We start from the raw sequence: 12,804 nt of genomic DNA on the forward strand, positions 1-12,804 counted from the left end.
GATGCCCAATAAGCTTCCCACCCTCCCAATTCCGCAAGCCGCGGGCATCGGTCTTCGCTCGCCGCACATTGCTGAAATGCTTAGCCGCCGCCCGTCGGCGGGTTGGCTGGAGGTTCATGCCGAAAACTACATGGGCGGTTCTGCTGCCGTCGCCGCGCTCGAAAACCTGCGTGAGACCTACCCCCTTTCTGTTCACGGCGTAGGGCTGTCTCTCGGCAGCGCTTCCGGCGTCGACCGCGACCATCTGGAACGCATGCGCAAGGTATGCGTGCGCTTCGAGCCCGATCTTGTTTCCGAACACCTCGCCTGGAGCGGCGCCGATGGCGCCTACCTCAACGACCTTTTGCCGCTCCGTTACGACGAAGCAGCGCTCGCGATCGTCGCCAACAATATCAAGCTCGTTCAGGACACTCTGAAGCGCCGCATCCTGATTGAAAATCTCTCTGCCTATATCGAGTTCAGCGGTTCGACGATGACGGAGGCCGAGTTCTTGGCCGAGCTTGTGAAGCGCACGGGATGCGGCCTGCTTCTCGACGTGAACAACGTCTACGTTTCCGCCCACAATCTTGGCTTCGACGCGGCTGCGTTCATCGAAGTGCTGCCTGCCGAGGCGATCGGCGAAATCCATCTGGCAGGCCATGCTGTCAACGAGGTTGGCGATGACACGGTCCTGATCGACGACCACGGCTCGCGCGTGCCGCCCGCCGTGTGGTCACTCTATGCCGGCACGATCGAGAAATTCGGCCCACGTCCCACCCTGATCGAATGGGATACCGACGTGCCCGTGCTCGACGTGCTGCTGGGCGAAGCAATGTGGGCGGATATGCTTGCCGCTTCGATCGCCTTCCGCAAGCGGCAGGATTCCCTTCCTGTTTCCGCGCCGAAGCAGTCCGCTCCGGGCATTGTCGTTCCGTTCGAACGCTATGCACCGCGCGGCCAGATGCCGGTGCTTGCCGCTTTCGATGCGATCAAGCCCGCGCGCCTCGCTGTAGACCGTGACGTCAGGAGGAACCGCCATGCTGCCGCTTGAACATCTGCAGAACATCATCGCGCAGTCCGTGCTTGGCAACCCGCAATTCGGCCTTTCGTCGCTTGTTTCAGCGGGCCGCGCCGATCCATGCCGACGGCTGCGCATCTATGAGAACAATACCCGCGCCTCGCTGACAGCGACGCTGATGGCCGTATTCCCAGTCGTCGTTCGCATGGTCGACGAGCGGTTCTTCCGCTATGCCGCAAGCGAGTTCATTCGTCAGCATCCGCCCGGCGAGCCAAGGCTGGTGCGCTACGGCTCCGACATCCCGCGCTTCCTCGGGACCTTCGAAGGTCTGGCTGAAATGCCCTTCGTAGCGGAAACGGCGCGGCTTGAATGGGCGATCGCCGAGGCGCTTGATGCGGCATCACTGCCGGCCCTGAACCTGGCGGCACTGGATGGTGAAGCCTCGAGCTCGACCCCCGATCTGATGCTCCAGCCATCCCTGCGCCTCGTTATGTCGCATTGGCCGGTACTGTCGATCTGGTCGGCGCATCAGAACGGAGGCGTTCCGGATCAAGCTGATGTCTGGCAGCGAAAAGCCGAGCGCATCGCGCTCTCTAGGCACGGCGACAATGTACGCTTCGCGCGCCTCACGAGCGCCCAGTTCTCGTTCCGCCATTCCCTGAAAAACGGCCTCGGCCTGGAGACGGCCGTTTCACGCGCCCTCACGCACGAACCGACGTTCGATGTCCTCGGCGCCCTCGTCAGCCTGTTCGGCGAAGGCTTGGTGACCGGCATCGGCTTCGACCACCCGCAGTAAACGAAATGGAGAGACCAATGAGCGTGACCCGCGAAATGCCTTCAACCAGTGGCCGCAGCCTAGCCGCCGCCTACCGCAGGCCTCTGAACCTGGCGGGCAGCATACCCCTTTCTCTTGTTCAGCTGGCGGGTCGCGTCGCCGTCGCCCACGTGTTCTGGCAATCGGCGCAGACCAAGCTCGCTTCCTGGCCGGTAACGCTACAGCTTTTCGCGTTTGAATATAATCTGCCGCTGATCGACCCGGCGCTGGCGGCCCCGCTCGCGACAGCCGCCGAAATCATCGGCGCCGCATTGCTTTTCCTCGGCCTGCTCTCGCGCCTCGGCGCGCTGATGCTGCTCGGGGTAGTCGCGGTGATCCAGATCTTCGTCTATCCGGGACACTGGGGCGAACACCTCATGTGGAGTTCGCTGCTGCTGCTCATTTTGGCTCGCGGCGCAGGCGTCGTATCGTTGGACTATCTGGTCGACGGCTATTTCCGTCGCGGAGCGTGAACAATGCTGCGGCAATCAAGCGAAGAAGTGATGATCTTGGCAGAGTTGGAAGCGACGCCGGCCAAAACAGATACGCTTCCACCGCGCCGGCCGCAGGTCGTCATTCTCGGCGCGGGCTTCGGCGGCCTCAACGCAGCGCTCGGCTTGCGCAACGCGCCGGTCGATATCACTGTCGTCGACCGCCGCAACTATCATCTGTTCCAGCCGCTGCTTTACCAGGTGGCGACGGCCGGGCTATCTCCGGCCCAGATCGCCATGCCGATCCGGCGCGTCCTCGCCAGCCAGAAGAATGCAACCGTCCTGATGGAAAAGGTGGAGGGCGTCGACACCGCTGCGCGGACTGTGCTGACCGGCAGCCGGCGAATTCCCTACGACTACCTGATCATCGCCACCGGCGCCCGTCACGCCTATTTCGGTCACGACGCCTGGGAAGCGAATGCTCCCGGCCTCAAGACCATAGGCGACGCCACCGAAATTCGCGCCCGCATATTGACCGCGTTCGAAAAGGCAGAGGTGACCGACGATCCGGCTCTTCGAGAAAAACTCCTCACCTTTGTCGTTGTCGGCGGTGGACCGACCGGCGTCGAGCTCGCGGGCGCTATCATCGAACTCGCGCGCAAAGCGATCGTTCGCGATTTCCGCAACATCGATTCCTCTACCGCAAGGGTTGTACTTGTCGAGGCCGACGAACGGCTGCTCACCGCATTTCCGGAGAAGCTCTCGCAATCGGCCAAATCGCAGCTCGAAAAGCTTGGCGTCGAGGTCAGGCTCGGCGCCGCGGTTACGCAGTGCGACGACAATGGCGTCGCGCTCGCGGATGGGCAACGCGTCGCTTCAGCCTGTGTGCTCTGGGCTGCCGGCGTCATGGCCTCGAGGGCGGCGAAATGGCTGAACGTCGCAGCCGATCGCGCCGGCCGCGTCGTTGTCGACGGACATCTGCATGTGCCCGGCCGCGAAGGCGTCTATGTCATCGGTGATACCGCTTCGGTAAAGGGCAAGGACGACCGTCCGGTTCCGGGCGTCGCCCCTGCCGCGAAGCAAATGGGCCGCTATGTAGCTGACCTCATCAAGGCGCGACTTGCGGGGCGGACGGCAGAACCTTTCCGCTACGCCGACTACGGAAATCTCGCCACAATCGGCCGCAAGGCCGCCGTCGCGGATTTGGGACCCATCCAACTGAGCGGTTTCCTAGCCTGGCTGCTCTGGAGCCTCGCGCATCTGTGGTTCCTTGTCGGTTTCCGCAACCGCACCGTTGTCTTCCTCGATTGGGCTTGGGCTTATGCAACATTTGACCGCAGCGCGCGCCTCATCACCGAACGCCACGACCGGTAGGCGCCGGCTGCCGCGCATAGCGCTTGGGCGGGCGATGACGGCGCTGCTGCTCATGGCGGTCATGTCGACGGCTGCATCGGTGCATGTCATCTGGGAGCGCACGGCAACCCGCAATGTCGAGAAGATCGTCGCCAGCCTTGGCGCCCAGAGTGCCAATTCTGTCCGCGGCGAATTGACATCAACGCTGGCTGTCGTGGCAGGCACGGCCGAGATTATCCGCTCGATCCTGTTCCAAGGCACGATCAAGGCCGATGACGAGGTCAGACGCGAATTCCTGTTCCTGTCGCTGCTGCGTGAACAGCGCGCAATCGGCTGGATCGGATTTGGCTTCCCCGACGGACGGTTTTTCGGCTCGCACGCGGCGGCCGGCGGCAAGATCGAGATGGTTGAAATCGGCCCGGGCATGCCGGGGAAGCCGCGCCCGTTGCGCCGTGATATCTATCATCCCATCCCCGGCGATGTGATGTTCGAAGAACGCATCCACGGCGAGACCGCTTACCTAGCGCTCGGTGCGCCCTGGTATCGCCGGGCGATGGACTCGACGGAACCTGTCTGGAGCGCGATCGACGTCCTGCCCAATGGCTTCGAGCCCTCGGTGGTTGTTTCAAAGCGGGTCGAGCTCTATGGCAGGTACCAGGGCGTGGTCATGGTGGCCGTGAGTTTCGCCAATTTGTCGCAGACGCTGAGTGGTCTGCAAGTATCAGGTCACGGCAAGACGTTCGTGCTGGGCGGTAGCGACAAAGTAATGGCTGCATCGGATGCGCCCGGCGGTCCTATGCCTGCTCATCTTCGCGATTTTCCCAAGAGCGATGCGCTTGCCGCCGCGGTGGGCGACGCCATTTCGATGATGAAAGGGAACGAATTTCGCACGCTGGTTGATGGTGGCGAGATCGGCCCGGTCTACGTCTCGTCGTTTGCGCTCCCATTCGAACAATGGCGGCTCCTGACCGCGATACCGCGCTCCTCCTTCGCGGAAGAGATCGACCGTAACACGCGTCGGGTGCTGCTGGTGGTCGCCGGGCTCGTCGTGCTGGCAGCGGCCACTGCCGTGCTGTTTTCGAACCTGCTTTTCGCCAGGCCAATCCGCCAGCTTGCCGCGCAGCTCCGTGAGATCGAACGGTTCTCGCTCGACCAGGTGCGGCATGTTCCGACATTCCTGGCCGAACTCAATGATTTCTCGGAGGCGCTGAAGCGCATGGCGGGCGGCTTGTCGGCTTTTGCCAAATACATGCCGCTCGACGTCGTCCGGCCCCTCGTCGCGGGCGGGCTTGAGCCTGCGCCCGGCGGCAAGCTCGTGGAAGTGACCGTGATGTTTGCCGATCTGCCGGGCTTCACCGAACTCACCGAGCGGCTCGGCCCCGATGTCCAGCCGCATCTCACCAACTTTCTCACGCTTGCAGTCGAAGCCATTCATTCCGAAGGAGGCACCGTCGACAAGTTCATTGGCGACGCCGTCATGGCCATCTGGAACGCACCGACAGCCGTGCCGGATCACGCACGCCGCGCATGCAGCGCCGCAGCCGCGATCCGGGCCGCGATGCATGCGCTGCCCGCCGTTTCGCCGGACCACAGCGACATAAGGGTGCGAATTGGCATCAATACCGGCACCGCGATTGTCGGCAATGTCGGATCGGCCGAACGGCTGAGCTATACGGCCATCGGCGATACGGTCAACTTGGCAAGCCGTCTTGTTGGCGTCGCCAAGGAACACGGCGTCGAAATCGTGCTTAGCGACATGACGCTTGCGCAGACAAGCGGCCAGACCGCCGCGCAGCCACTTGGCATCACGAATGTTCGCGGGAAGGCAGTCCCGGTCCTGATACACACGCTCGCAACCTGAACAACCGCTGCGGCCATGGAGTATGGTCATGGAAATGATGACTTTGACGTTCGCAATGCTTTTCTGCCTCCAGCTAAAGCACTTCATTGCCGACTATCTGCTCCAGCCCGGCTGGATGTTGGGCGGAAAGGGCGATCTGCGTCGCGTCGGCGGCTATGTCCACGCGGGCTTGCATGCGCTAGGCTCTTTGCCGGCCCTCCTCATCGCCGGGCTCGAACCCACCGCAATCGTCCTGCTTTCTGCCGCGGAATTCACGGTCCACTACGCGACAGACTACACCAAAGCCGGGCTGTCGGGGCGCAGCCATGCTGGCCCCGACACGCGGACATACTGGGCCATGCATGGGGCTGACCAATTCTTGCACCAGCTTACCTATGTCGGCCTGATCTTCGCTGCGCTCGCTTAGAGAGAGGAATTTGAGGCAGGACAACGAGGCATTCACCGCGCGCGGATGCCAAATGACAACGCAAACAGTCAGTTACGTCCGCCGGTCGGCAAACTGATGCAAGCCGTTGAGATTTTGATTCAGGCGCTTTGCGCGCTGGCGGTGCGTCCCAGCGCCACGAAGACGGTGCGCACGATGCCGGCGGCATCAAGCCCGGCGTCGGCATACATCTTTTCGGGCTTGGCGTGATCGACGAAGCTGTCGGGCAACACAAGCGGGCGTACCTTCAGGCCGTTTTCCAGCAGCCCTTCATGGGCCAGGAATTGCAGCACATGGCTGGCGAAGCCACCGACCGCGCCCTCTTCGACTGTTACCAGCACTTCGTGCGAGCGCGCCAGCCGCCGGATCAAATCCTCGTCGAGCGGCTTGGCGAAACGAGCATCGGCGACCGTGGTGGAAAGCCCGGCCGCGCCAAGCTCCTCGGCCGCAGCCAGGCAATCCTGCAGCCGCGTGCCGAAGGAAAGCAGCGCAACCTTGGTGCCCTCCCTGACGATACGGCCCTTGCCGATTTCGAGAACCGAGCCACGCTCCGGCAGGTCGACGCCGACGCCGTTGCCGCGCGGGTAGCGGAAGGCGATGGGGCCTTCATCATAGCTTGCCGCCGTGCGCACCATGTGTCGCAGTTCCGCCTCATCCGCCGCGGCCATGACGACGAAACCGGGCAGCGTCGCCAAAAAAGTCGTGTCGAAGGCGCCGCAATGGGTCGCCCCGTCGGCCCCGACGAAGCCGGCGCGATCGATCGGGAAGCGCACCGGCAGTTTCTGGATCGCCACGTCGTGGACGACCTGGTCGTAGGCACGCTGCAGGAAGGTCGAATAGATCGCCGCGAAAGGCTTGAAGCCTTCGGTGGCAAGGCCGGCGGCAAAAGTCACCGCATGTTGCTCGGCGATACCGACATCAAAAGTCCTCGCCGGGAACGCCTCGCCGAAGAGGTCGAGGCCGGTGCCGTTCGGCATGGCGGCGGTGATGGCGACGATGCGATCATCTTCGCGGCCTTCCTGGATCAGGCTGTCGGCAAAGACTTTCGTATAGCTCGGCGCGTTGGCCGGCGCCTTGGCCTGCGCGCCGGTGATGACGTCGAATTTGTTGACGCCGTGATATTTGTCGGCGGCCGCCTCGGCCGGTCCATAGCCTTTGCCCTTCTGGGTCACGACGTGGATCAGCACCGGACCGTCGGCATTGTCGCGGACGTTCTTCAGCACCGGAATCAGGTGCTCGAGATTGTGGCCGTCGATCGGGCCGATGTGATAAAAACCCATTTCCTCGAACAGCGTGCCGCCGGTGACATAACCGCGCGCATGCTCGACCGCCCGCTTGATGGCGCGATCGGCGCGCTCGCCGAGATAGGAGGTCAGCTTCTTGCCGAAATCGCGCAGGCCCAGATAGGCCTTGCCCGACGCCAGGCGGGCCAGATAGGCGCTCATCGCCCCGGTCGGCGGCGCGATCGACATGTCGTTGTCGTTAAGAATAACGATCAGCCGGGCATCGAGCGCGCCGGCATTGTTCATCGCCTCATAGGCCATGCCGGCCGACATGGCGCCGTCGCCGATAACGGCAATGACATTGTTGCGGCCCCCGGAGAGATCGCGTGCCATTGCCATGCCGAGGCCGGCGGAAATCGAGGTCGAGGAGTGGGCGGCGCCGAACGGATCGTATTCGCTCTCGGCGCGCTGGGTGAAACCGGACAGGCCGCCCTCTTGCCGCAGCGTGCGGATACGGTCGCGGCGGCCGGTCAGGATCTTGTGCGGATAGGACTGGTGACCGACATCCCAGATCAGCCGGTCGTCTGGCGTGTTGAAGACATAGTGCAATGCCACCGTCAGTTCGACCACACCAAGCCCGGCACCGAGATGTCCGCCGGTGTGCGACACGGCGTCGATCAACTCGGTGCGAAGCTCCGATGCCAATTGCGGCAGATGACGTTCGTCAAGCGTCCTGAGGTCGGCCGGGATGCGGACCTTGTCGAGAAGTGGCGTATGGAGCTTTGCGTTCACTGGTGCTGGGGCCTGCTTTTTATTCATCTGCGAAATAGGCTGCCGGCCGGCGAATGTAAATGCGTGCGAGTGACGCGGCATAGCTTCAAACTGTTAGGGTTTCGTTTACGCGTCAAAAACGGCGCGTCGCTCTAAAGCGCGTCGCGTTCGACCGACCTGACGCGACGCGCTTTAGGTTGTTGTTTTATGCATGTCGTTATCGCAAAACCGCTGCACACTTTTGCGCGACATGCATTAATTGTCCGGCAGCGGAATGAACTCTTCTTCATCCCCCGGAACGATATCGAAACGGCCTGTCTTCCATTCTTCCTTCGCCTGTTCGATGCGTTCCTTCGACGATGACACGAAATTCCACCAGATGTAGCGCTTGGAGCCGAGCGAGGCGCCGCCGAACAGCATGAAATGCGCCCCACCCTCCGACGACACGACGATCTCGTCGCCGGGCCGGAACACCAGCAGCCGCTCTGCCGGAAAGCGGTCACCGGAGATCGAAACCTCGCCTTCCAACGTATGGATGGCGCGCTCCTCGGCATCGGCAGGGATTTTCACGCTGGCGCCGGGCGCCAGGCTGAGGTCTGCATAGAGCGTGTCCGAAGCGGTCACGACCGGTGACCGCAACCCGGAAAACGCGCCAATGACAACGCGTCCGCTGACGCCTTCAGCGTCGATCTCGGGCAGACGTATGGCCGCCGTATTCTCGAAGATCGGGTCGACCTCCTCTTTATCGTCCGGCAGCGCCAGCCATGTCTGCAGGCCGGAAACCGACATCGGCGCACCGCGCAGCTCCTGCGGCGTACGCTCGGAATGAACGATGCCGCGACCGGCGGTCATCAAATTTACGTCGCCGGGCTGGATGACCATTTCGGTGCCGAGCGAATCGCGATGCCTGATCTTGCCGTCGAACAGGTAAGTGACCGTCGACAGGCCGATATGGGGATGCGGGCGGACATCGAGCGCCTGGCCGGCCCGCAAAATCGCCGGTCCCATGCGATCGAAGAAGATGAACGGACCGACCAGCCGACGCCTGGCGGTCGGCAAGGCACGGCGAACCTGAAAGCCGCCAATGTCCTTGGCGTTCGGAATAACCATCAGCTCGATCTGGTCGCTGGCGAAGGCGTCACCGGGCAGAGGGTCGTTTCCGGGAAAGAAGCTCATGCGGTCTTCCTCAGGCGAAGCGGAGTGCAGACCTGGCTTTCGCCTTGGCCGCCACCTCGTCGCGATTGCGCGGATGCTGTGTCGTCTCGAGGCTGTCCAGCAATTCGCGCGCAGACGCGGCTATGGCCTCGACGGCGTGGTCGAACGCATGCTGGTTCTGTTTCGACGGCCGTGTCGTTCCGCTCAGCTTGCGGACAAACTGAAGTGCGGCATCGCGGACCTCGTCATCGGTTGCCGGCGGATCGAAATTGAACAGGGTCTTGATGTTTCTGCACATCGTTCGCAATCTCCTCTCGTCCTGGAGCCGTTTCAAGCGGGATGAGTATTATCCTCAATCATGATCATGTCGAAAAGCCGCCCGGCGAAATTATCGTCCGGGACCGTGCCTTACTCCGCATCCAGCGGCTCGGTCCCCACCGGCTTGCCGTCGCGCGAAAGCCTGATCTTCTCGACCTTGTCCTCGGCCGCCTTGAGCAGCCGGTCGCAATGGAGTTTTAGCGCCTCGCCGCGCTCATAGATGCGGATCGACTGGTCGAGCGGCACGTCGCCGCGCTCCAGATCATCGACGATTTTCTCCAGCGCGTCGAGCGCCTGCTCGAAGCTCATCGCCTTGACGTCTTCGTTGCTCTCACCAGCCATCGTCTATCCTTTCATCAGTCGCCCGACATGGGCGGCGACCGAAAATGCCAATCCCTGCAGATCGTAGCCGCCCTCGAGCAGGCTGACGAGCCGGTTGTCGCTGTGGCGACCGGCGCGCTGCATCAACTGGCCGGTTGCCCAGTCGAAATCGTCCTCGGTCAGGTTGATCTCGGCCAGCGGATCGCGGTGGTGCGCGTCGAAGCCGGCGGAAATGATGATGAGGTCGGGCGCGAAATTGTCGAGCGCCGGCAAGATCCGCGACAGGAAAGCGTCGCGGAAAACCTCGCTGCCGGTCTGTGGCGCCAGCGGCGCGTTGACGATGTTGCCGGCGCCGGTTTCGCTCACCGCCCCGGTCCCCGGGTAAAGCGGCATCTGGTGCGTCGAGCAATAGAGCACCGACGGATCGTCCCAGAAAATATCCTGCGTGCCATTGCCGTGGTGGACGTCCCAGTCGACGATGGCAACACGCTCGGCCTGGTGCTGCCTTTGCGCGTAGCGCGCCGCGATCGCCGCGGTGTTGAACAGGCAGAAGCCCATGGACGTGGTCTTTTCGGCGTGGTGGCCGGGCGGCCGGGCGGCGACAAAGACATTGGCTACGTCGCCCCGAAAGACATCGTCGACGGCGGCGTTGGCAGCGCCGATCGCCGTGACGGCCGCCTGCCAGCTTTTCGGGCTGGCGGTGGTGTCGGCGTCGACACGAGCGATACCGGTGTCCGGCATCAAAGCGCGGACCCGTTCGACGAATTCCTGCGGGTGTGCGTAGAGGATGGTGGCCTCGTCGCCTTCCGGCGCCTCGGCACGATCAAGGGCCGCAAAGGCCTCGTCGTCGAGCACGCGCTCGATGGCGCGCAGGCGGTCCGGCCGCTCCGGATGACCGGGCGGCGTTATATGCTCGAGGAAGATCGGGTGGGTATAAAGCCTTGTGACCATGCCCTCGATATAGGCGCGCCCGGCGGCTTTGACCATGTTTTGCAACCGGCAAAGGCAGACGTTCAACAGGGTTTAGGCGTTGAGTGCTGGTTGGGTCCGGCGCGAGCTGCCCGAATCTTGAGGCGCGCTTCGCCCGTCCCATTCGAGGTCGCGCCTTGCCTTTGGTGGTCTTGAGACAGGCTCAGGCCGGCGATTTGTCCACCTCAGCCGGTGCTTGTGGACGACCAGTGCTGCGGCCTTGCCTGAGCAGTCCCTCCAAAAGCACGTTGAACGCCTTCACCGCCTTTTTCGACGTCGCTTCTGGATTTTCCGAATTTGCGATCCACTGCGCGGCATGTAGCGAGGCGCCGCTGACCAGCCTCGCTGCGGCTTCGGGATCAACGGCAACGATGGTTCCCTCGTCCCTCAGCTTTTGAAGGTTCTCGCTCATCGAGCGGATGCATTCGTTCTGGCTCGGCCATTGCGAAGGATCGCCGAGCACCGCCGGTCCGTCGCGAAGGACAATACGCTGGATCTCCGGCTCCAGCGCCATCTCGATATAGGCGGTGCATTCGTCGACAAAGCCCTGCCAGAGAGTGTCCGCCCTGACTGAGACGATCTTCAACCGGGCCAACATCTCCGCGTCGATCTCGGCGATGACCGCCTGGAGAAGGCCCTTCTTGTCGCCGAAGTGATGATAAAGCGCGCCGCGCGTCAGCCCGGCCGATGCGGTGAAGTCGTCCATCGAGGCCTCGGCATAGCCGACAGTGCCAAAGGCATGGCGCGCCGCCGCGACCAGTTTGGCGCGGGTTTCGGCGATCATCTCCCTGCGTGGTTTGTGCCCCATTCGCCCATTCCTTCACATACGTCTCGTATATATTTGACATACGCGTCGTATGTCGTTATCTGATTTGCATACGCCACGTATATAAGTGGCTCGGCCTCAAAAATCCAGGAGTGTTCCCATGCCCAATCCTTATCGCGAAATATTCAAGGCAAGGGGAGCCAAGGGCTTCGCTGCAGCCGGCTTCGTCGCCCGGATGCCGATGGCCATGGCTCCGATCGGAATCGTCGCGATGCTGTCGCAGACGCACGGCGAGTACTGGCTGGCCGGCGCCGTCTCCGCGACATATGCGCTGGCCAATGCTTTTGTCGCGCCGCAGATATCGCGACTGGTGGACCGCCTCGGCCAGGCGCGGATTGTGGCGCCCACCACTGTCATTTCCGTGCTCGCTTTCGTGGTGCTGATTGCGGCGGCCAATCAGGACTTGCCGATATGGACACTGTTCGTATCAGCGCTGCTGGCCGCCGCTATGCCCAGCATCCCAGCGATGGTGCGCGCGCGCTGGACAGAGCTCTTCCGGGATCGCCCCGAGATAAACACGGCGTTCGCCTTCGAATCGGCGGCGGACGAGCTGGTCTACATCGCCGGGGCTTCGCTGTCGGTCGGCCTGAGTGTCGCGCTTTTCCCGGAAGCGGGAATGCTGGCGAGCACATTGTTCCTCGCCTTCGGCTCGACAGCCCTCATCCTGCAGCGCTCGACCGAGCCGCGCGTGCGACCGGTCGACCAGGGTTCGCGCGGATCGGCAATCCGCCTGCGGCCGGTCCAAATCATCACCTTGGCCCTGATCTTCATCGGCGCGACCTTCGCGACCACCGAGGTGAGCACCGTGGCGATCACCAAGGAGCTCGGCCAGCCGGGCGCCGCCAGCCTCGTCATCGGCGTCTATGCCCTCGGATCGTTCGTCGTCGGCATCGTCCTTGGCGCTCTGAACCTGAAAACACCGCTGCAAATTCAGCTTGCCATCGCGATCGCCATCATCGCGCTCACCACGCTGCCGTTGCTTGTCGCAGACACGGTGCCGCTTCTGGCGCTGGCTGTCTTCGTTAGCGGTGTGGCGATCTCGCCGACCTTTATCACGGCATTCGGCCTGATCGAGCGGCGCGTGCCGGAGGCGATGCTTACCGAGGGCGTGACCTGGGTCATGACCGGCATTGGCATCGGCATGGCGCTCGGCTCCTTTGCCGCCGGATGGGTGGTGGACGCCTTCGGTGCACAGAGCGGCTTCCTGGTGTCGGTGGCGGCGGGCACTGTCGCGCTGGTCACCGTGCTCGCCGGCCAGCGCAGCCTTGCCACGGATTCTGACATCCCCGCGCGCGACGCCGCCGCGGTTCCTGCCGAATAGTCTCCATGCGTCCGGTGCCA

At 63.0% G+C, this 12,804-nt stretch carries 13 protein-coding genes; 7 read left to right on the forward strand and 6 right to left on the reverse strand.

The window, feature by feature from the left end:
* Position 1: 1 nt before the first annotated feature.
* Genes bufB through AC0L18_RS09355 form a run of 6 tightly spaced genes read left to right on the forward strand, consistent with a single transcriptional unit; the run spans position 2 to position 5,862 of the window.
* On the forward strand, positions 2-1,030 hold the full coding sequence (bufB, locus tag AC0L18_RS09330) for an MNIO family bufferin maturase (RefSeq protein WP_473491771.1): 1,029 nt from the start codon (positions 2-4) through the stop codon (positions 1,028-1,030).
* Positions 1,017-1,793 carry an HvfC/BufC family peptide modification chaperone gene (locus tag AC0L18_RS09335; protein ID WP_473491773.1) on the forward strand — a complete coding sequence of 259 codons (777 nt, stop codon included), beginning with the start codon at positions 1,017-1,019 and terminating at the stop codon, positions 1,791-1,793. The genes bufB and AC0L18_RS09335 overlap by 14 nt, the downstream gene beginning before the upstream one ends.
* A 35-nt stretch (positions 1,794-1,828) precedes the next feature.
* A complete protein-coding gene (locus tag AC0L18_RS09340) occupies positions 1,829-2,284 on the forward strand; it encodes a DoxX family membrane protein (RefSeq protein ID WP_473491851.1) in 456 nt (151 codons plus the stop codon).
* A 30-nt stretch (positions 2,285-2,314) separates the two neighbouring features.
* Positions 2,315-3,616, forward strand: coding sequence for an NAD(P)/FAD-dependent oxidoreductase (locus tag AC0L18_RS09345; RefSeq protein ID WP_473491852.1), 1,302 nt, complete (start codon positions 2,315-2,317; stop codon positions 3,614-3,616).
* Positions 3,564-5,456: an adenylate/guanylate cyclase domain-containing protein gene (locus tag AC0L18_RS09350; RefSeq protein WP_473491774.1), complete on the forward strand. Its 1,893-nt coding sequence runs from the start codon at positions 3,564-3,566 to the stop codon at positions 5,454-5,456. Before AC0L18_RS09345 ends, AC0L18_RS09350 begins: the two co-directional genes overlap by 53 nt.
* 28 nt (positions 5,457-5,484) lie before the next feature.
* Positions 5,485-5,862 (forward strand): DUF3307 domain-containing protein, encoded by a 378-nt coding sequence (locus AC0L18_RS09355; protein WP_473491854.1) that lies wholly within the window; start codon positions 5,485-5,487, stop codon positions 5,860-5,862.
* 119 nt (positions 5,863-5,981) lie between these two features.
* Here the strand turns inward: AC0L18_RS09355 and dxs are convergent, their stop codons facing one another.
* The 6 genes from dxs to AC0L18_RS09385 all read right to left on the reverse strand — a co-directional run bounded on the left by dxs (position 5,982) and on the right by AC0L18_RS09385 (position 11,445).
* Positions 5,982-7,922, reverse strand: a complete 1,941-nt coding sequence (dxs, locus tag AC0L18_RS09360) for a 1-deoxy-D-xylulose-5-phosphate synthase (RefSeq protein WP_473491776.1) — start codon at positions 7,920-7,922, stop codon at positions 5,982-5,984.
* Between the two features lie 207 nt (positions 7,923-8,129).
* A complete protein-coding gene (locus AC0L18_RS09365) occupies positions 8,130-9,050 on the reverse strand; it encodes a pirin family protein (protein WP_473491778.1) in 921 nt (306 codons plus the stop codon).
* Positions 9,051-9,060: 10 nt separating this feature from the next.
* On the reverse strand, positions 9,061-9,327 hold the full coding sequence (locus AC0L18_RS09370; RefSeq protein WP_023799339.1) for a DUF2277 domain-containing protein: 267 nt from the start codon (positions 9,325-9,327) through the stop codon (positions 9,061-9,063).
* Positions 9,328-9,437: 110 nt separating this feature from the next.
* Positions 9,438-9,689 carry an exodeoxyribonuclease VII small subunit gene (locus AC0L18_RS09375; protein WP_023799340.1) on the reverse strand — a complete coding sequence of 84 codons (252 nt, stop codon included), beginning with the start codon at positions 9,687-9,689 and terminating at the stop codon, positions 9,438-9,440.
* Positions 9,690-9,692: 3 nt separating this feature from the next.
* Entirely contained in the window at positions 9,693-10,619 is a 927-nt protein-coding gene (locus AC0L18_RS09380) for a histone deacetylase family protein (protein ID WP_128179928.1), read from the reverse strand.
* 181 nt (positions 10,620-10,800) lie between these two features.
* Positions 10,801-11,445: a TetR/AcrR family transcriptional regulator gene (locus tag AC0L18_RS09385; RefSeq protein ID WP_473491780.1), complete on the reverse strand. Its 645-nt coding sequence runs from the start codon at positions 11,443-11,445 to the stop codon at positions 10,801-10,803.
* Positions 11,446-11,563: 118 nt separating this feature from the next.
* Between AC0L18_RS09385 and AC0L18_RS09390 the strand changes: the two genes are divergently transcribed.
* Positions 11,564-12,784, forward strand: coding sequence for an MFS transporter (locus AC0L18_RS09390; protein ID WP_473491782.1), 1,221 nt, complete (start codon positions 11,564-11,566; stop codon positions 12,782-12,784).
* The last annotated feature ends 20 nt before the right edge of the window (positions 12,785-12,804 follow it).

The sequence above is a fragment of the Mesorhizobium sp. WSM4819 genome (assembly GCF_055811215.1).

Bases quoted from the DNA above. Each gene is read 5' to 3' on its own strand.
- AC0L18_RS09340 (WP_473491851.1), top strand. From the start codon at position 1,829: ATGCCTTCAACCAGTGGCCGCAGCCTAGCCGCCGCCTACCGCAGGCCT.
- bufB (WP_473491771.1), top strand. From the start codon at position 2: ATGCCCAATAAGCTTCCCACCCTCCCAATTCCGCAAGCCGCGGGCATC.
- AC0L18_RS09385 (WP_473491780.1), bottom strand. From the start codon at position 11,445: ATGGGGCACAAACCACGCAGGGAGATGATCGCCGAAACCCGCGCCAAA.
- AC0L18_RS09390 (WP_473491782.1), top strand. From the start codon at position 11,564: ATGCCCAATCCTTATCGCGAAATATTCAAGGCAAGGGGAGCCAAGGGC.
- AC0L18_RS09375 (WP_023799340.1), bottom strand. From the start codon at position 9,689: ATGGCTGGTGAGAGCAACGAAGACGTCAAGGCGATGAGCTTCGAGCAG.
- AC0L18_RS09350 (WP_473491774.1), top strand. From the start codon at position 3,564: ATGCAACATTTGACCGCAGCGCGCGCCTCATCACCGAACGCCACGACC.
- AC0L18_RS09345 (WP_473491852.1), top strand. From the start codon at position 2,315: ATGATCTTGGCAGAGTTGGAAGCGACGCCGGCCAAAACAGATACGCTT.
- AC0L18_RS09335 (WP_473491773.1), top strand. From the start codon at position 1,017: ATGCTGCCGCTTGAACATCTGCAGAACATCATCGCGCAGTCCGTGCTT.
- AC0L18_RS09365 (WP_473491778.1), bottom strand. From the start codon at position 9,050: ATGAGCTTCTTTCCCGGAAACGACCCTCTGCCCGGTGACGCCTTCGCC.
- dxs (WP_473491776.1), bottom strand. From the start codon at position 7,922: ATGAATAAAAAGCAGGCCCCAGCACCAGTGAACGCAAAGCTCCATACG.
- AC0L18_RS09370 (WP_023799339.1), bottom strand. From the start codon at position 9,327: ATGTGCAGAAACATCAAGACCCTGTTCAATTTCGATCCGCCGGCAACC.
- AC0L18_RS09355 (WP_473491854.1), top strand. From the start codon at position 5,485: ATGGAAATGATGACTTTGACGTTCGCAATGCTTTTCTGCCTCCAGCTA.
- AC0L18_RS09380 (WP_128179928.1), bottom strand. From the start codon at position 10,619: ATGGTCACAAGGCTTTATACCCACCCGATCTTCCTCGAGCATATAACG.